General features: G+C 72.3%; 15 protein-coding genes. 7 read left to right on the top strand and 8 right to left on the bottom strand.

Annotated elements, in window-relative coordinates; genetic code table 11:
- Positions 1–20 precede the first annotated feature (20 nt).
- The 7 genes from IF00_RS0128475 to IF00_RS0128445 form a co-directional block, all read right to left on the bottom strand.
- Complete coding sequence (locus tag IF00_RS0128475) at positions 21–2432, bottom strand: vWA domain-containing protein (protein ID WP_167346886.1); 2412 nt, start codon at positions 2430–2432, stop codon at positions 21–23.
- An 8-nt stretch (positions 2433–2440) separates the two neighbouring features.
- A complete protein-coding gene (locus tag IF00_RS0128470) occupies positions 2441–2929 on the bottom strand; it encodes a Pycsar system effector family protein (protein ID WP_245234660.1) in 489 nt (162 codons plus the stop codon).
- 227 nt (positions 2930–3156) lie between these two features.
- Positions 3157–4899, bottom strand: coding sequence for a hypothetical protein (locus IF00_RS0128465; RefSeq protein ID WP_030322896.1), 1743 nt, complete (start codon positions 4897–4899; stop codon positions 3157–3159).
- Positions 4896–7328, bottom strand: coding sequence for a HEAT repeat domain-containing protein (locus tag IF00_RS0128460; protein ID WP_030322894.1), 2433 nt, complete (start codon positions 7326–7328; stop codon positions 4896–4898). The genes IF00_RS0128465 and IF00_RS0128460 overlap by 4 nt, the downstream gene beginning before the upstream one ends.
- On the bottom strand, positions 7325–8263 hold the full coding sequence (locus tag IF00_RS0128455) for a nucleotidyl cyclase domain-containing protein (RefSeq protein ID WP_209439803.1): 939 nt from the start codon (positions 8261–8263) through the stop codon (positions 7325–7327). Before IF00_RS0128455 ends, IF00_RS0128460 begins: the two co-directional genes overlap by 4 nt.
- Positions 8264–8355: 92 nt before the next feature.
- Entirely contained in the window at positions 8356–9081 is a 726-nt protein-coding gene (locus tag IF00_RS0128450; protein ID WP_030322889.1) for a Crp/Fnr family transcriptional regulator, read from the bottom strand.
- Positions 9082–9605: 524 nt separating this feature from the next.
- Positions 9606–12176, bottom strand: a complete 2571-nt coding sequence (locus IF00_RS0128445) for a polynucleotide kinase-phosphatase (protein WP_030322887.1) — start codon at positions 12174–12176, stop codon at positions 9606–9608.
- Positions 12177–12214: 38 nt separating this feature from the next.
- On the opposite strand from IF00_RS0128445, the gene IF00_RS0128435 reads away from it, so the two are divergent.
- Positions 12215–13864, top strand: coding sequence for a recombinase family protein (locus IF00_RS0128435; RefSeq protein ID WP_245234659.1), 1650 nt, complete (start codon positions 12215–12217; stop codon positions 13862–13864).
- Positions 13865–13897: 33 nt separating this feature from the next.
- On the opposite strand, the gene IF00_RS41640 is transcribed toward IF00_RS0128435, so the two are convergent.
- On the bottom strand, positions 13898–14749 hold the full coding sequence (locus IF00_RS41640) for a helix-turn-helix domain-containing protein (protein WP_037639220.1): 852 nt from the start codon (positions 14747–14749) through the stop codon (positions 13898–13900).
- Between the two features lie 219 nt (positions 14750–14968).
- Between IF00_RS41640 and IF00_RS41635 the strand changes: the two genes are divergently transcribed.
- The 6 genes from IF00_RS41635 to IF00_RS0128400 all read left to right on the top strand — a co-directional run bounded on the left by IF00_RS41635 (position 14969) and on the right by IF00_RS0128400 (position 17606).
- Entirely contained in the window at positions 14969–15184 is a 216-nt protein-coding gene (locus IF00_RS41635) for a helix-turn-helix domain-containing protein (protein ID WP_037639219.1), read from the top strand.
- Between the two features lie 110 nt (positions 15185–15294).
- On the top strand, positions 15295–15933 hold the full coding sequence (locus IF00_RS0128420) for a DUF6907 domain-containing protein (protein WP_030322882.1): 639 nt from the start codon (positions 15295–15297) through the stop codon (positions 15931–15933).
- Entirely contained in the window at positions 15930–16085 is a 156-nt protein-coding gene (locus IF00_RS46210; protein WP_167346885.1) for a hypothetical protein, read from the top strand. Before IF00_RS0128420 ends, IF00_RS46210 begins: the two co-directional genes overlap by 4 nt.
- Complete coding sequence (locus tag IF00_RS0128410; RefSeq protein WP_030322880.1) at positions 16082–16405, top strand: hypothetical protein; 324 nt, start codon at positions 16082–16084, stop codon at positions 16403–16405. The genes IF00_RS46210 and IF00_RS0128410 overlap by 4 nt, the downstream gene beginning before the upstream one ends.
- Positions 16402–16650, top strand: coding sequence for a hypothetical protein (locus tag IF00_RS0128405; protein WP_030322878.1), 249 nt, complete (start codon positions 16402–16404; stop codon positions 16648–16650). The genes IF00_RS0128410 and IF00_RS0128405 overlap by 4 nt, the downstream gene beginning before the upstream one ends.
- A gap of 92 nt (positions 16651–16742) precedes the next feature.
- Entirely contained in the window at positions 16743–17606 is an 864-nt protein-coding gene (locus tag IF00_RS0128400) for a toprim domain-containing protein (RefSeq protein WP_030322877.1), read from the top strand.
- The last annotated feature ends 67 nt before the right edge of the window (positions 17607–17673 follow it).

Genomic DNA, 17673 nt, shown 5'->3' with positions numbered 1-17673 from the left:
TCGTTCTCCTCGGGACCCGTTCAGAAGTTGACGTCGTATGCGCCGGCGTCGGGGGAACCCTCCGAGCCCGTTCCGGTGAGGCGGCCGGAACCCGCGCCCGTGCCACCCGCGCTGCGGCCTCCGCCGCCGGTACGGCGAGGGCGACGGAGCCACGGTGTGCCCCGGCCTCCGGCCGGCGCCGGACGGCCGCCCCGTACGACCAGCTCGTGGTCGCCGAGCCCGGCCGGCTCGCCGGTCCGCACCGGAACCTGTGCGCCGCCGCGGGGACGCAGCAGGAACTCACCCGCGCCGTTGCGGCGCAGCACGTGGGCGGAGGAGCCGCCGCCGGGGACGCGCCGGAGGGTGGCCGGCGCCCCGTACGGTTCGTCGACGGTGAAGGCGAAGGCGCCGCCGGGGCTCTGCCCGCGGCGGACGGTCAGCGAGTCGAGCGACCGTCCTTCCTGGCAGAGTTCGAGCGTGACGCCGGTGAGGTCGCGGCGAAGGCGCCGGAAGTAGAGCCGGATGCCGACGAAGGCGCCCACGAGGAGGACGGCGACGGCCCCGCCGACCACGGCCTTCCACCAGCGTTCCCACCAGGTCGGCGGCTCCACCACCCGGACGTTCAGGAGCGCGCCGCGCAGGGTCCGGTCGCCGTCCGCGGTGTCCACGACGGTGACCTGGCCGCCGAGCACGCCGAACGGCGTGTTCCTGCCGACGGTGACGGTGAAGGGGATCCGGGTGCTGCCGTTCGGCGGGGCCGTGACGGTCGCCGGGGCGACGGCGAGTTCGGCCCCCGGGGTCTGGTCCGCGAGGCCCAGCCGCAGGGTGTGCGGTGCGGAGTCGTTGTTGGTGACGTCGAGGGTGCCGCGGACGGTGGCACCGGGGTGCACGGTGTCACCGTCGACGGTGAGGGCGGCGGTCACCTTGGGCGCGCCCTTGGAGGTGACGGCGTGCAGCGGACGCCGGTCGGAGGTGATCCCGGGCGCCTCCATGCGGGTGACGAGTTCCAGGGCGCCGGTGGCGCCGGCGGGGACGGTGAGCGTGCCGGTGAACCGGACGTCGCCGGCCTTGGCGTCGGGAGCCTTGCCGTCGTCGGCGAGCCGGAAGCCGACGGGGCCGAAGCCCTCGCCGCTCAGGTCGGCCGCGACCGAGAGGCCGGCCAGCTGGCGCGGGTCGGTGATGACGACCCCCCGCCGGGTCTGCATCTGCACCTCGACCTTGACCTGTTCGCCGGCGCGCGGGGACGCCGGGTCGAGGACGACGGCGGAGCGCAGCCGGCCCTGCCAGATCGCCCGGACGGCGACCTCGCGGTCGCGGTGGCCGGCCGGCGCCTCGATGTGCACCCGCCAGGCACCGGGCAGCGGGTTCTTCACGCGCAGCGCCTCGACGGGGCCGTTCTGTCCGCTGACCTCGAAGGAGGAGCCGTCGAACTCGCCCCGGACGGGCACCTTGCGGCCCGCCGGGTCGTAGTAGGTCACCTGCACCTTGGGGTCGTGCTTGGCGACCGTGAGGGAGCCGTCGGTGGCGATCGGCGGGATGGTGACGGTCAGGTCGGCGGGCGGCTTGCCGACGGTGCCGTGCGCGATCCGGGCGCAGCGGGCGGCGGCGAAGGTCTCCTGGAGGGCCTTGTCGATCTCGGCGGAGGTGTCGACGACCCGCATGCGCGGGGCGGAGCCGGGGATCTCGGAGCAGGCGCCGCGGTAGCCGCCTTCGGCCATCGCGGTGAGGGAGGCGCGGTCGAGCTCGCCGCCGAAGCCGAGGGGCCAGATCTGGACGCCGGCCGCCCGGGCGCGGGCGAGTTCCTCGGTGAGCCGTTTGGCCCCGTTGGACTGGCGGCTCTCCCGGTCGGTGCCGTACTCGGGGCTGTCGGCGACGTCGAGCTTGCCGTCGGTGAGCAGGAAGACGACCTTGGGGGTGCCCGGCTTCCCGGCTCCGCCGGTCCCGGTGCCGGGTCCGGCCGCGGCTCCGGTGAGGCGGGTGACGGCCTGCCGGACGGCGGCCGGGAAGTCGGTTCCGGGGCCCATCCGGGCGGTGTCGCGGCGCCCCAGCTCCTGGACGCAGTCGCTGAGTCGCTCGCGGCCCGCCGCGTCGGCGACGGTGAGCTGGCACACCTCGCGCACGGGCGACTGGCCGCGCCTCTCCGAGCTGCCGAAGCCGATGACGGCCGCCCGGGAACGCTCCGATATCTCCCCCTGGACGAGCAGCGCCGCCGCCTCGGTCTCGCGCGCCAGATCCTTGTCGGCGAGGCTCGCCGACTGGTCGACGACGACGGCGAAGTCGAGGGGGTCGGGGCCTTCCGCGGGGTCGGCGAGGGCTGCGGGAGCGGTACGGGGGAGCGCCCGCGCCCCGGAGACGCCGGGCGCGCCCGAGGCGGTGGTCGCCGCGAGCGGCCCGGCGAGCGCGAGGAACGCTCCGGCGAGGAGCAGGGCGCCCCCCTTGTTGGTCCACTGCATGTTCTCTCTCACCACAGTTCGCTGAAGAGGGCCAGAAGGGCGCCGAGCGCGAGCGCGGACACGCCCAGGCGCAGCCACCGGTACTTCGCCGCGAGCACGAGGCCGTGCACGCTGGCCTGTTCGAGGAGCCAGCCGGTGGCGTCCGCGCCGGGTGCGGAGAGCCGCTCGCGCAGCGCGGTCTCCGACGGTCCGCCCGTCAGCTCGCGCAGGAACGTGCGGTCGGCCCCGATCCGGGTGCGGGGCAGCACCACCGAGACGAGCATCAGGACACCGGCCGTCCAGAGCGCGGCCGCGAGGAGCAGGAGGGCGAGCCCGGGTCCGGAGTCGGGGAGGAGGGCGCGGTCTCCGGAGAAGACGACCGCCAGGAAGGCGAGGGCGCCGGAGAGCAGGATCGCGGCCTTGGTGTCGGCCCGGCCGATGTCCTCCCGGACGGTGGCGAGCAGCCGTTCGGCCATGAACCTGAGCTCTTCGGCGGGTACGGGTACGGGCACGGTCACCGGCGCCGCGGTCCGGGCCGGGGCCCGGCTCGGCGCGGGGTCCGCCGCGGGTTCCGGACCGAGGTCCCGCGCGGGGTCCGGCGCGGTGGGCGTCGCGAGGTCCCGCGCGGTGGGCCTCGCTGGGTCCGGCGCGGTGGGCCTCGCAGGGTCCGGCGCGGTGGGCCTCGCAGGGTCCGGCGCGGTGGGCGTCGCCCTCGTCGGGTCCTGCCCACGCCCCGGGGCCGTCGTCATTCGTCGTCCCAGTCGTGGAAATCGGAGCTGGGCCGGGCCGGACGGGCGGGTCGCCGGGTGCGGTCGCGCCTCTCCCTGTCGTAGGGGTCGTCGCGGTCGTACCGGTCGTTCCGCTCGTAGGCGTCGCTCCGCCGGTACGGGTCACCGTCCTCGTACCGGTCGTGTCCGTCGTCGTCCCTGTCGTCGTACCGGTCCCGCGCGCGGGCGCGGTCACGGTCGTCCCCGTCGCGGCCCCTCTCCCGCGCCCTGCCCCGCTCCCGTTCCCGCTCGGAACCGGATTCGACGCGGGTCGGCTCGTAGACGCGGGGCCCGCCGGGGGCCGGGGCGTCCCCGTGGTCCTGCTCCTCGTACCAGTCGGGGCGGTTCGGTTCCGGCGCCGCGTCCTCCAGGGCGAGGCGGCGCGGCGGGGGGTTCCCCGAGGGGTTGAGCACCCGGTCGGTGATGCCGTCGAGGACGGTGCCGGTCTGCGTCCGCAGGTACATGAGCACCTGGTACATCTGCTCGCCGATGTCGTGCCGTTCGAGGACTCCGGTGTCGAGGAGGCGGTTGAAGACGGCCAGGTAGTCCTCCTGGCCCTCGCGCCGCTCGCGCTGGAGCTGGGTGCGGATCTCCCACTGCTTGTCGGGGTGCATCGCCATGTGGTGGGCGATCTGGGCGAGGTCGCCGCGCCGGAAGAGGTCCTCCATCTCGCGGGCGCGGTCGGCGACCAGGGCACGCTCGGCGGCCTCCCTGCGCCGCTCGGCCTCGGCGACGCGCTCGTCGGCCTCCATGGTCACGCCGACCCGGTCCCGGCGCGAGACCTCGGCCTTGACGGAGTCGTCGAGGTCCACGAAGACATGGACGCGGGTCCGCAGCCCGATGTCCGCGCCGAACCTGAGGCGGCCGGCGCTCAGTTCCTCGCGTACGGCCTCGTCGGCTCGTTGCGCCTCGGTGATCCGGAACCGCCGGGAGATCCTGCGCAGCCCGTCGAGCAGCTCGTCGTGCAGCAACTCGGCGACGTCCTCGACCTGTTCGCGGACGACGAGATGGGGATCGGTCACCACCCACTGGACCCGGGCGACGGCCTCGAAGAAGACGCCGTCCCCGGCGGCCGGCAACTGGAGCCTGAACTCGGTCACGTTGCGGCCGAGCTGCACCTCGAAGACGGTGTACGCGGAGCCGAGCATCGGCTTGTTGACGTCCTCCACGCGGTCCGGCCAGACCACCCGGTGGCCGCCGTTGCGGTAGAGGAGCACCGCCGCCACCTTGCCGCTCCGGCGGCGGTACGGGGGCGCGTACTCGGCGATCAGCGGCCCGCGCGGCCGCTCGCCGGAGCGGGACCCCGCACCGGGCCCGCCGTCGTCGTCCCCGCTCCAGCGCCCGCCCCGGCCCCGGACGCGCCCCCCGCCCTGCCGCTGACGCTGCTCTCGGTCCAGCTCCTCGTCCGGGTCCATGTCCAGGTCCTCGTCCTCGTCCCGGCCTCCGGCGTGCCGGCCGCCGCCGTTCTGGCCTTCGTGCCCCTGCCCGCCGTACCGCTGCCCGTCGCCGGGCTGCCCCGCGTACCGCTGCTGTCGCTCCCGGTCGTCCCGGTCGCGACCGCCCCGTGCCCGCTCGTCCCGTGCCCGCTCGGCCCGGAACCGCTCGTCGCGCGCCCGCTCGTCCCGTCGCCCGCCGTCGCGGCCGCGGTCGTCGCGGTCCCGGCCGACCCAGCGCGTCCGCTCGTCGGGCCGGGGGTTCCTGTCCTGCTCGGGCCCGGTCATCGGTTCGCTCCTTCCGTCACGGCGTCCCACATCCGGCGCGCCGCGCCTCTGTCCAGGGGCCGGTCACGGTCCCGGACCAGTTCGTTCAGCAGGCCCCTGAGCCGGTCCCGGTCACGCCGGTCCACCGCGAGGCGCGGCAGGAAGGCACGGACGTGCCCGAGCGACTCCGGGTCCTTCGCGGCCCGCCGGAGCATCCCGCCGAGCGCCTCCAGGGCCGACTCCCCCGAGCGGGCGGTGGTGAGCGTGGACCGCAGCAGCGCGGCCAGTTCGGGGGCGAGCTCGGGCCGGGTCGCGAGCAGCGCGATCAGCAGCGGGCGGGCCGCGTGTCCGTCCAGCTCCGGCACCTCCCGCAGCCCCCACAGGTGGGTGGTCCGGGTGCTCAGGGCGCGGATGACGGCGAGGTGGACGAGGTTGGCGAGGTTGAGCCGGCCGTCCTCCAGCCATTGCCGGAGCCGTCGGAGCACGGGCGCGGGCTCGCCGCAGGCGAGCAGCCGTGCCACGCTGAACGCGGCGGGCACGAGGACCTCGACGTCGGTCGCCTCGCGGGCCCTGACGACCCGGGCGATCGCGTCGAGCGATCCGGAGACGCCACCGGCGGCCAGCACGTAGCCGTGGGCGAGCAGGGCGGTCCTGACGAGCATCTCGTCGTCGGACGCGGCCCAGTTCTTGAGGACGTCGGCGACGGCGGGCCGGACGCGCGGGTCGCGGGCGGACTCGGCGAGCGCGGTGGCGGCCGCCATGCGGGCGACCGGATCGTCGGTCACGGCGAGCGGCACCACCAGCTCGCGGAAGCCGTGGATCCAGTCCCAGGAGCAGAGGACCCCGGCCGCGATGGAGGCCCGCACCCACACCTCGGGGCGCGGGTCGTCGCACAGCGAGCGCAGCCAGCGGGCCACCGGGCCGCGGACGTTGTGGTAGCCGTGCCAGATCTCGCCGAGTACGGCTCCGGCGAGCGCCTCGCCCTGGAAGCGGACGGCCCGCACGGGCACCTTGGCCGGGCCGAGGTCCAGCTCGCCGTCCTCCAGGACGGCCCGCGCCTGCACCGGCCGGTGCTCGGCGTGCGTCCCGAACAGGCGTCGGCCCGGCGGGTGTTCGGGGTCGAGGGTGACCGCGAGTTCCCAGGCGAGGAGTTCGGCGGCCTCGGCGGCGAGGCTGTACGCGGAGCCGTTGAAGACGGCGACGGCGATACGGAACGCCCCGGCGTTCAGGGCCGGCAGGGCCTCGGGGACGGCGCCCGGACGGTCGGCTCCGGCGAACCACTCCCGCGCCTGGGAGCGTACGAAGGAGGCGCATTCGGCCAGGAGTTCCTCGTCCGTCACCTCGCCGCGCCAGTGCCGGGCGAGGTGGTCGGCGAGCCGCGCGGCCTCGCGGGGACGCAGCTCCTCCAGGCCGAGGGCCTCGACGACGTCCCGCCGCGCGCCGCGCGCCCGGGCGTCGCCGAGGGCCTGGTCGGACTCGGCGCGCAGCTGGTTCCAGAGGTGGCGGTGAAGGACCTCGTCGGCCGGCGGCGGCGGGCAGTACATCCCGTACCGGCCGCGCAGCAGCCGGTCGGCGAGCTCACCGTTCTCGACGAGGACGACCCCGTACGCGTCCCGGCCGCGCAGCAGATCGCCGAAGCGGTCCAGGTGCAGTTCGGAGAGCCGGGTGACGGAACGGCGGGCGACGGCGGCGTGTTCGCCCCGGCCGGAGCGCGCGGCGCGCGGCTCGCCCTCCGCCTCGCGCACGTCCTCGGTGAGCAGCTCCAGGAGGTGGCCGCCGCTCTCCTGGAGGACCTCCTCGGTGATCTCGTCGACGCCGTGGCGCGGGTCGAGCCGGAAGACCTTGCCGCCGGTCAGTTCGTCGAGGAGGGCGAGCGCGGTGGCCTTGCGGCCGCTGCCGGGTTCGCCGCACAGGACGAGGACCCGGTGGTCGCGGAGCCGGTCCCGCATCCGCCGGTAGCCGGAGGTGGCGCAGTAGACCCGGCCCAGGTGGTCGAGCGTCTCGGGCGGGACGGGCCCCTGGACGAAGTGCGCGGTGCGTTCGGAGCCGTACAGGGCGAAGATCTGGTTGCCCTCGAAGACGGTGCCGTCGCCGTGGATGGTGGTGAGGCGGTCGGCGGCGCCGCCGGCCCAGGTGCGGACGGCCCGGCGTGCCGTGGCGGCCCCGCCGGTGTCGCTCTCGCCGCCGAGGGGCCCTCGGTCGGCGGCCGCGAACACGCTCGGCTCGCGGGGCTGCTCGGCGCCGTCACCCCGCTCGGACCCGCCGTCCCGGTCCCTGTCGCGGTCCCGGTCCCTGTCGCGGTCCCCCCGGTCGCCGCCGCGGTCCGGTCCGCGATCGGAACCCCGGTCACCGCCGCGATCGCCGACCCGGTCCGACGGTTCGTTCCGGTCGCCGTGGCCGTGCCCGCCGTCCGGGGAGTCGCCCTGCGGCGCGTCGTCCTCGTCGCTCACTCCGGCTCACCCACTCCGGAGACCGCACCGGAGCCCGAACCGGAACCGGAAACAGAACCGGAACCAGAACAAGGACCAGAACCGGATCGGGAGCCGGAGTCCCTGCCCGAGTCCTTGCGGATTCCGGTGAACCCGCCGTGGATCGTATTGCCGTGGATGTCGAGGAGGTCGCCCCCGACGTGGTACTCACGGTTCCCGCCCACGGGCCGGGGCGTTGGGCCGTCCCCCCGCGACGGCCCAACGCCGGTCCGTGCCGCCCCCTCGGGCGGCAGCTCCCCCTCGGGCGGCAGCTCCCCGTCGCGCCCGATCAGCGGCGGCGCGGGCCTGCGCGGTACGTGGAACCAGGCGGCCTCGTCGGTCTCCTTGGACCGGATGCGGGCCGACCGGTAGTGGTCCGGCTCGACGTACCGCCCGCCCTCGGCGACCACGTTCCCGTACAGCCAGTCGGAGACGACCACCACGAGGTCGATCTCCGGGGTCTCGTTCATGATCCGCTTGGCCGGGGGGCTGTCGCAGAGCCGGGCGGCGAGGTCCACCGCGCGCCCGACGAGCCCGTGCCGGTCCTGGGTCACCAGCCCCGCGTTCATCCCGATCCGCAGCCGCAGCGGCCTGGCCCGGCCCTGGTTGTGGGCGCGCAGGCTCTCGTACAGCGTGTCGATCCACCGGCCGACCATGAGGGTCGGCGGCACGTCGGGCCGCAGGGCGGCGAGGATGCCGTCCCCCCGGTCCTCCTGGTGGAAGGTGCCGGGCTCGACGCCGACGGAGCTGTAGGCGTCGTCGAAGGCGGCGTACATCGCCGCCCGCTGGTGCTTCTTCTCGGCCAGGTCGAGCGTCCCGGAGCCGCAGATGTCGCCGAAGACGACGAACCGGTGGATGCCGCCCACTTCTCCGCCCACGTCCGCGCCCACTTCCCCGTTCACTCCCGCACTGCTCACTCTCGGACTCCCTGTGTGCTGCCCCGGTGCCGTTGGTGCCGTGGTGATGCGTGTCCAGACTGGCCGCGTTCCGCGACCGGCGATGTAGCCGTTTACACACCCGGCGGAGATTCGTCCGCCGGTTCTCCGCCGGGGCGCGCGCGCCCCTCCGCGAGCAGCACCAGGACCCGCATGTCGATCACGACGACGGTGCGGTTCGCGGTGCGGACCACGTCCTGCTCCCGCAGCAGGCGCAGCGCCTTGGCCACCGCCTCCCGGGTCGCTCCGATGGCCGCCGCCAGATCGTGCTGCGGCAGCGGAAGTTCGAGTACGGTCCCGGCCTCGGCCCGCCGCCCGGCGCGCTCTGCCAGCTCGACGAGGCGGGCCGCGAGGCGCTGGAGGACGGTCTCGGAGGCGAGCGCACGGCGCTCGACGTCGGCGCTCCGCAGCCGGGTCGCGAGCTGCCGCATGATCAGCGAGGTGGCGTGCGGCCGGGCGGCGAGGAAGCGCCGGAACCGGTCGCCGGAGATCGCCACCGCCTCGACCCTGCCGAGCGCGGTGACGCTGGCGCTGCGCGGGCGCCGGTCGACGGCGGCGAGGTCGCCCACGACCTCGCCGGCGCCCCGGAGGGCGAGGATGAGCCGCGACCCGCGCTCGGTGCCCACGGAGACGACGGACCAGCCGGAGAGGAGCGCGAGGACGAAGGCGGTGGTGTCGCGTTCGCGGATCATCACCTCCCCGGGTTCGTAGACGCGCCGGGCGCCCTCGGCTATCAGGGACCGCCGGTCGGCCGCCGGGAGGGCGTGGAGGAAGGAGCGGTCCTGGCCGAAGAGACTCACCGCGCGCTCACCCCCGTACCGTCCTCGGGCCCTCCGGGGAAGACCGACCGCCGATGATCGACCGGCGTATTCGTGTGCGTGTTCCCACCTCAAGTGACGTGTGGCGTCACACTGTTGACGCTGTGTCACGTCATGGGGTGAAGAACGCTAGAGGGTGCGGAAGAAATGCGTCAACGGGCACGGGGGGCGCAGGGGAGCGCCGCGCCCGGCACCCCTGCGCCCCCCGTCGGGGCCGGGCGAAGACCTCGCGAAGACGGTGCGAAGGCCCTGCGGAGGCCGGGCGAACACACGCCGAAGCCCCCGCGGAGCCCCACCCTCCCGAGGGGGTGGGCCTCCGCGAGGGCTTCCGGGAATCAGGACCGCACGGCCACAGGACATCACGGCGTCACTCGCTCACCGGCTCACCGGCTCACCGGCTCACCGGCTCACCGGACGCTGCCGCAGGGCCTCACGCGGCTCCGGCGCACTGCAAACGCGAGGCCCCGCGGCGTCACGGCCGCAGGGCCTCGCGTCCCTTCAAGGCCTCACAGCCTCGGGTCCACCGGCTCCGATTCCAGGGCCAGGACCGCGAACACGGCCTCGTGGACCCGCCACAGCGGCTCCCCCTCCGCGAGCCGGTCGAGGGCTTCGAGGCCGAGCGCGTACTCCCGCAGGGCCAGCGACCGCTTGTGGCCGAGGAAACGCTGCCGCAGCCGCTCCAGGTTCTCCGGCCGGGTGTACTCGGGGCCGTAGATGATCCGCAGGTACTCCCGACCGCGCACCTTGACGCCCGGCTGGCCGAGCCGGCCCTTGCCGTCGCGGACGAGCGCGGCCAGCGGCTTGACGACCATGCCCTCGCCACCGGCTCCGGTCATCTCCAGCCACCAGTCGACACCGGCACGGACCGAGGCCTCGTCGCCCGTGTCGACGACGAGCCGCCGGGTGACCTGGAGCAGCCCGGTCGGATCGTGCTCCACGAGCCGGTCGAGCCAGGCGAGCTGCTCGTCGTGCGGGACGGCCGCGAGCGAGCGTCCGCGCGCCCCCAGGAGCTGGAAGGGCGCGAACCGCACGCCCTCCAGACCCTCGGTCGGCCAGCAGTACCTGCGGTACGCCTCGGTGAACGCCTCCGCGTCCACCGCCCGCTCCCGCTGCTTCGCGAGCAGCCCGTCGATCCCCTCGACCCCGCGCGCCACCGCCTGTTCGAGCGCGGAGATCGCACCGGGGAAGACCGCGCCCGAGGCCGCGCCGACCGCCGCGTACTGCGCGCGGAGCAGCCCGGCCGACTTGAGCGACCACGGCATCAGTTCGCCGTCGAGCAGCAGCCAGTCCGTGTCGAGCTCGTCCCAGAGCCCTGCGGCGCCGATCGCCGCCCGCAGCCGGTCGAGCACCTGCTCGGTGACGGCGGGATCGTCGAAGAAGGGCCGCCCCGTACGGGTGTGCAGCGCGCCGGTGACCCCTTCGGCGTCCACGCCGAAGCGCTCGCGGGCCGCGTCGGCGTCCCGGCAGACCAGGGCCACCGCTCGGGAGCCCATGTGCTTCTCCTCGCACACGACCCGCTCGACACCGTCCGCCCGGTACTGGGCGAAGGCCTCGGTCGGGTGCTCCAGATAGCCCTCCTCCTTCGACGTGGCGGTGGGCGCCATCGTCGGCGGCAGATAGGTGAGCAGTCGCGGGTCGACCGCGAACCGGCTCATCACCTCCAGGGCGGCCGCCGCGTTCTCCTCGCGCACGGCGACGTTGCCCAGGTGCCGGGTCTCCACGATCCGCCGGCCGTGCACGTCCGCCAGGTCCAGGGGCCGTCCCTGGTGCCCGCCGGGCGCCTCGGTCGCGAGCGGCCGGGCCGGCTCGTACCAGACGCGCTCGGCCGGTACGTCGACGAGTTCGCGCTCGGGCCAGCGCAGCGCGGTCATCTTTCCGCCGAAGACGGCTCCGGTGTCGAGGCAGAGGGTGTTGTTGATCCAGGAGGTGTTCGGCACGGGGGTGTGGCCGTACACGACGGTGGCCCGACCGCGGTACTCCTCCGCCCACGGGTAGCGCACCGGCAGCCCGAACTCGTCGGTCTCGCCGGTGGTGTCCCCGTACAGCGCGTGCGAGCGCACCCGGCCCGACGTCCGGCCGTGGTACTTCTCCGGCAGACCGGCGTGGCAGACGACGAGGTTGCCGCCGTCCAGGACGTAGTGGCTGACGAGCCCTTCGATGAACCGACCGACCTCGGCCCGGAACTCCTCGCTCTCGTGCCCCAGCTGCTCGATGGTCTCGGCGAGGCCGTGCGTCTCCTGGACCTTCCGGCCCTTGAGCCAGCGGCCCAGCTTGTTCTCGTGGTTGCCCGGGACGCACAGGGCGTCGCCCGCGGCGACCATCGCCATCACCCGGCGCAGAACGCCCGGCGAGTCGGGGCCACGGTCGACGAGGTCGCCGACGAAGACCGCCGTGCGGCCATCGGGGTGGTGCCCGTCGACGTAGCCGAGCTTGGCGAGCAGGGTCTCCAGCTCGGAACGGCAGCCGTGGATGTCACCGATGATGTCGAAGGGGCCGGTGAGGTGACGCAGGTCGTTGAAGCGGCGCTCCAGGACGACCTGGGCGGCCTCGACCTCCTCGACGGACTTCAACACGTGCACCTTGCGGAAGCCCTCGCGCTCCAGGCCGCGCAGCGAGCGGCGCAGCTCGCGGCGGTGGCGCTGGATGACGTGCGCCGGCATGTCCGCACGGTCGGGACGCGCGGCGTTCCGGCTGCGGCACACCTCCTCGGGCAGATCGAGGACGATGGCGATGGGCAGCACGTCGTACGAACGGGCCAGCTGCACGAGCTGACGCCGCGCCTCCTGCTGCACGTTGGTCGCGTCGACGACGGCGAGCCGCCCGGCCGCGAGGCGCTTGCCCACGATGTAGTGCAGGACGTCGAAGGCGTCCTTGCTCGCGGACTGGTCGTTCTCGTCGTCGGCGACGAGCCCCCGGCAGAAGTCGGAGGACACGATCTCCGTCGGCTTGAAGTGGCGCCGGGCGAAGGTGGACTTGCCGGAGCCGGTGGCGCCGACGAGGACCACGAGGGACAGGTCGGTGACGGGCAGGGTGCGGGCCGGGGTGGTGTCGGCCGGGTTCACGGTCTCGGTGGTCATGCCTGTTCCTCCTTCGCGGCGGTCGGGGTCTGGTTCGGGTGCTGGACCTGGGCCTGGGCCTGGTTCGGGTCCTGGGCCTGGGCCTGGTCCTGGGTCCGGGTGAAGACGGCCATCTGGGTGGGCGGCCCGAACCAGCACCAAGAGCACACCTATTCCGGCACACTTGGGCCATGTCGACACACCTGCAGGTCGCGGTCGAGACCGCACGGCGCGCCCTCCGCTGCTACATCTACGCCCGCATCTCCCAGGATAGGACCGGCGCCCACCTCGGTACTCAGCGCCAGATCGAGGACTGCCACGCCCTGGCCAAGCGCCTCTCCACCCCGGAAGTGGAGTACCGGGTCGTCCGTGTCTTCGAGGACAACGACCTCTCGGCGTACTCCGGGAAGCCCCGCAAGGACTACATCGAGATGTTCGCCGGCCTCGAGGACGGCGACGCCACCGTGGTGCTGGCCTGGCACACCGACCGTCTGCACCGGCGGCCGGACGAACTTGAGGAGTACATCGCCCTGTCGGAACGCAGGGCCGTGGCAACACACACCGTGCAGGCCGGGCTCATCGACTTGAGCTCGCCGTCCGGCAGGATGACCGCACGCATCCTCGGCGCCGTCGCCCGCCAGGAGTCCGAGCACAAGGGTGTCCGCATCTCCCGGAAACGGCAGCAGAAGGCCAAGGCGGGCGAGTGGGGCGGCGGGATCCGTCCCTTCGGCTGGGGCGTACCGACAGGCGAGACCCGCAAGAAGGTCGTCAAGGAGACGGGTGAAGAAGTCACCGTCCCTGTGCTCGACATGAACAAGGAGGTCCCTGAGGAAGCCGAAGCCCTGAAGTACGGCACAAAGCTGATCCTCAAGGGAGGATCCGTGCTGAGCTGGACCCGCTGGATGGAGAACGAGGGGATCCGGTCCACGCTGGGGAACGTCATGCGGCCGACGGACGCACGGCTGCTGCTGATGCGCCCCAGGAACGCCGGGATCGCCGTATACAAGGGAGAGGAGATCGGCCGCGGCGGATGGGATGCCATCGTCGATGAGGCCGAGTTCCGTGGCGTCGTCGCCATCCTCAGCAACCCAAACCGGCAGTCGGCCCGCGGCGCGAAGCCGAGGTGGCTGGGCTCCCTCATCTACAAGTGCGGGCTCCCTGGGTGCGAGAGCACGATGAAGTGCGGCCGGGCCGGCAGTAGCTCGAAGCCGAGCTATCGATGCATCACCGGGCACGGGGGAACCCGCCAGGCGCACAAGGTGGACGAGTACGTCACGGACCTCATCGTGGAACGACTGGCCCGCCCCGATGCGGTCGACCTCCTGGCACCCGGCCCTGACAACGTCGACGTGGGCGAACTGCAGGTGGCGAGCGAGCAAATCCGGCGGCGGATCACTGACATGGCTGCCGCGCTGGGTGCCGGCCAGATGGAAATGCCTGCGTTCATCGAAGCCTCGGACGTCGCGCGCAAGCAGCTCGAAGGGGTCACCAAGCAGCTGGCGCGCGCTGCTCGGGTGGATCCGCTCGTGGATCTCGTGGGTGCTGTCGATGTACGCAAGGCATGGCTGGAGCTCGGCCTGGACCGACAGCGCGCGGTCCTGCGGTCCCTTCTGGACGTCACGATCCTGCCCATCGGGCGCGGCCGCCGGCCCGACGGCGAGTACTTCGACTACCAGGCCATCGAGACAAAGTGGAAACGGGGTGCCTGATCACACGGACGGGCACCCTTGACTGCCTAACTGCTACTGACCCTCAACATGGTCCCGCCTGAATTGCTCAATGAGGGATTCCGCGTCCAGCCCGACCTCTTCGGCAAGCAGTTTGATGTACACCGGGGCATGCATAGAAGCCCCCGCAAAGGTAAAGTCCTCGCTTTCGATCAGGCTGATGATACGAGCAGGCACGTGCGTGAGGTCGCTGAGTTCTTCGCGACTCAGGCCCCGGGCGCACCGAGCAGCACGCAACTCCTCACCCATGCCGGCCGGACGCGCCTCTGCGGGATCAGCCGCGTATGCCGCCCACCCCAATTCCGGATTGCGTTCCATTGCATCCGACTCGGGTGTGAGCCCAGCCGCCTGCGCCTCCCGGTATCGCTGCAGTTCAGGCGGCCCGGAGCCAGGCTGGAACATCCCCGCCAACAAGTTGTCCAACGCCTCTTTGTACTGGTCAAGAAGATCCTCGGGTGCGTTCCATCGATGCGCGAGGTCGGCGAATGCCATGGCGAGTCCCGACATGTTCAGAGCCTCGCCAACCTTTTCAACCACGGCTTTCAAGTGAGGATCGTCGATTTCATCAGGACCCCTCAGGCGCATCCTCCCCGAGGCTGGTCCGTCAATCTCGAAGGTCACGCCTTCCCCAGCAAGGATGCTTTCAAAGCTCCCCTTACCTAGCTTGAGCGCCTTCTCAACGCGCCAGTAGCCTGCCGGCATCTTCCCGCGTGCTGGGACCCGGCCGCGTTCGTAGTTGCCGATGGTGTTCTCAGAAACGCCGGCAGCCTCAGCAAGATGAGCCTGATCCATGCCCATCTGCCTGCGCCGTTCGGCGATCAGCTCGCCAAGATCCGCCCAGCGGTCCGGGTCTGTCGTTGTGGCCATGAGGTCATTGTCTACCAACGTTGAGCATCACCCAGCAACCCTCAGCCACAACGTTCGATGCACGGGGGCCCGGAATCCGCGCCATAGACAAGGTCGGCAGCCACAACGTTGCCCCGGATACGAACGTTGTTGTTGACGAGACCCACAACGTTGCGTAGTTTTGTGGGTACATCCACAACATTGGTTGCGGGTGGCGCATCCCACAACGGAGCCGTCTTCATGTCTCACGGATCTCCCCTGCTCACTACGAAGCAGCTGGCCTCGTACCTGAATAAGCCCGTGGCCACCATTCACTCGTGGCGTCGTCGTCGCGTCGGCCCGCCCGGTTTTCGCCTGGGGCGCGATGTCGTTTACCGGATGTCCGCTGTGGACGCCTGGCTCAAGGGCCTCGAGGACGCCGACCGGATCAGCGCCGGCGAGCGAGGTGTCGCATGACTCGTCAGGCCCTTCAGGCAGAGAACGACAACAGCGCCGCGGGGGCTACCGCGACGCCGTCTGTCGAGCACTTCAACGAATCCGCCAGCAAGCAGATCGAAGGAAGCTCTATGACCATCAAAGCAGAATCGCAGTCTGGCACCAAGGCGAACATCGGCCAGACCGGCGGCGAGATGTACGACACGGTGCTGTCGGCCCTCGCCCTGGCCGGCATCGACGGCGCCACTCTTCAGCACGCCCACCAGACCCTCGCCACCGGCTTCGTCTACGGCGTCTGGGCGCAGGCAGTCAATGACCTGGGGCTCGAAGAGCTCAAGCCCGTAGCCGCGATCAACGCCGAGGTCATCAAGCGCGTCACCAGCCGAAGGCCGATCAAGCCCCTCATCGACCTGATCGAGCAGGTGCACACGGCTCAGTCGAGGACCGAACCCGGCCACTTCCCCTGGTGCCGCCCGGGCATGTGCACCACGCGCCACTTCGATGACGGCGAGCCCTACACCCAGCACACCGGGCCGCGCATCACGATGCCCATCCCCGAGGGCATGTCGTGCCGCGCCAACCAGCTCCTCACCGCCGAGTTGTCCGCTCTGGAGGAGTTCTCCGGCGCCCCGATGGTCTCGTTCACCTCCGGCGGTAACGGCGTCTGCCTCGAAGCCGCCGAACTCGACACGGTGATCGGCGACCTCGACACCTTCCTCGACGGCCTGCGCGCCATGCGCCGCCAGCTGGAACAGGAGCAGGCCCAGTGACCGAAACCGTAGAACCGCGGCCGGAGCGGCCCGCCGGCTACTGGGAGCGCGTCGACCGGATCGTCGCCCAGGCTCCGCCTCTCACCGACGCCCAGCGCGCCCGGCTCCGAGTCATCTTCCACCAGTCCAACGTCACCAAGGAGGCGGCGTGAACCCCCTGACGCACACCGAACGCGCCCAGTACTTCGCCGCCGTCCACAGCATGGGGCGCGGTGAGGAGATCCGCGACCAGGCCTTCATGCTCGCCGTCGAAGTGATGGCCACGACCCCCGCCCCGTGGGACGAGACGGAGCCCTTCGCCGCAGAACGCTACCTGGCAGCCCGCGGCGCGACGCCCTCGGCCGCGGCCGAGAACGCCGTCGGCTTCGAACTCTGCATGCGGGCGCTGCACGCCCTCGCCACGGGCAGCATCGCGATGTCCTTCGACGAGATCGCCCGCTGGATCGAGACCAGCGTGGATGGTGTTCAGTGAGCCGCGTCCCGGGCCAGTGGCCCGTCTCCGAGCCCGTCGACACCACCGATGACGACGACCAGGGCGCCGCGCACCTCGCGCTCGTCGCCGTACAGGCCCGCTTCCACCTGACCCTCGGATCCATCCGCGCGGACCTCGAGGAACAGCCCTCCCCGATGGCCGTCCTGAACGCGGCCCGCCGCTGGAACTACGCCATCACCGCCATGGCCGACGAGGTCGCCTCGTCCCTGAAGAAGGCCGGCTAGTCGCACGGCCCGGGATTCCGTCACGGATTTCGTGACGGAATCCCGGGCCCGACACGGACACCAAAACCTGCTCGGAGAAGAGAGCCTCGTTCGTGAACGACACCATCGCCTTCAACCGGCTCGCCGACCTCCTCGGCAGCATGGGCGAGCCCACCCGCTACACCGGAGGAGCACTCCGCACCCGCGGCATCTGCCACGCGGGCGACTCCCCCGGCACCGTCGCCATCAAGCGCATCAACAACGGCGTCGGCGTGTACTGCCACAAATGCCAGGGCAACGCCGACTTCCTGACCGCCATCGGCTGGACCGAAGCCGACCTGTTCGACGAGCCGCTCCCCGAGCGACCCCGCGACAGCCCCGAGAACGACACCTGGATCCCCTGCCAGGACCGCGGCCATAGGCGCGTGGCCCAGTACCTCTACCGGGACGAGAACCGCCTCACCGTCCACGGCGTGACCCGCTGCGACCACAAGTGCTTCGCGCAGTGGCGCCCCGACGGTGACGCCAAATCCGGACGCCGGTGGTCCCTCAACGACAAGCAGGGGAACCGACTCGTCCGGGCCATCCCGTACCGGCTGCCAGAGTTGCTGGCAGCGAAGGTCGCCGATCGGGTCATCTGGATCGCCGAGGGCGAGAAGGACGTGCACGCGCTCGTCGACCATGGTCTGGTCGCCACATGCAATGCCGCCGGCGCCGGCCGCTGGACCGCAGAGCACGCCCAGTTCCTCGAGGGTGCCGACATCACCGTCGTGGCTGACCGCGACGAGCCTGGGCAGAAGCACGCAGTCCAGGTCGTCGACTCCCTGCGCGACCTCGCCCGCTCCGTCTATGTGGTGCAGGCCCGCACGGGCAAGGACGCGGCCGATCACTTCGATGCCGGCCATCGGGACGCCGACTTCGATCAGGTATGGGCGCCCGTTCCACACCCGGACGTCACCGCGGTGGTGGCGCGGTGACGAGTGCACCCCAGTGGAAGCCGAACATCGAAGCCCCGTCGTGGGATACCGGCGTGCACCCGGAGGA

Origin of the sequence: Streptomyces flavochromogenes (assembly GCF_000717595.1) — a bacterium.
In the GTDB taxonomy this organism is placed as follows: domain Bacteria; phylum Actinomycetota; class Actinomycetes; order Streptomycetales; family Streptomycetaceae; genus Streptomyces; species Streptomyces flavochromogenes.
This window is presented reverse-complemented; position numbering and strand designations above follow the sequence as displayed.

Coding starts and splice junctions, on each gene's coding strand:
- IF00_RS0128475 (WP_167346886.1), bottom strand. CDS start 2,432: ATGCAGTGGACCAACAAGGGGGGCGCCCTGCTCCTCGCCGGAGCGTTC.
- IF00_RS0128465 (WP_030322896.1), bottom strand. CDS start 4,899: ATGACCGGGCCCGAGCAGGACAGGAACCCCCGGCCCGACGAGCGGACG.
- IF00_RS0128445 (WP_030322887.1), bottom strand. CDS start 12,176: ATGACCACCGAGACCGTGAACCCGGCCGACACCACCCCGGCCCGCACC.
- IF00_RS41640 (WP_037639220.1), bottom strand. CDS start 14,749: ATGGCCACAACGACAGACCCGGACCGCTGGGCGGATCTTGGCGAGCTG.
- IF00_RS41635 (WP_037639219.1), top strand. CDS start 14,969: ATGTCTCACGGATCTCCCCTGCTCACTACGAAGCAGCTGGCCTCGTAC.
- IF00_RS0128420 (WP_030322882.1), top strand. CDS start 15,295: ATGACCATCAAAGCAGAATCGCAGTCTGGCACCAAGGCGAACATCGGC.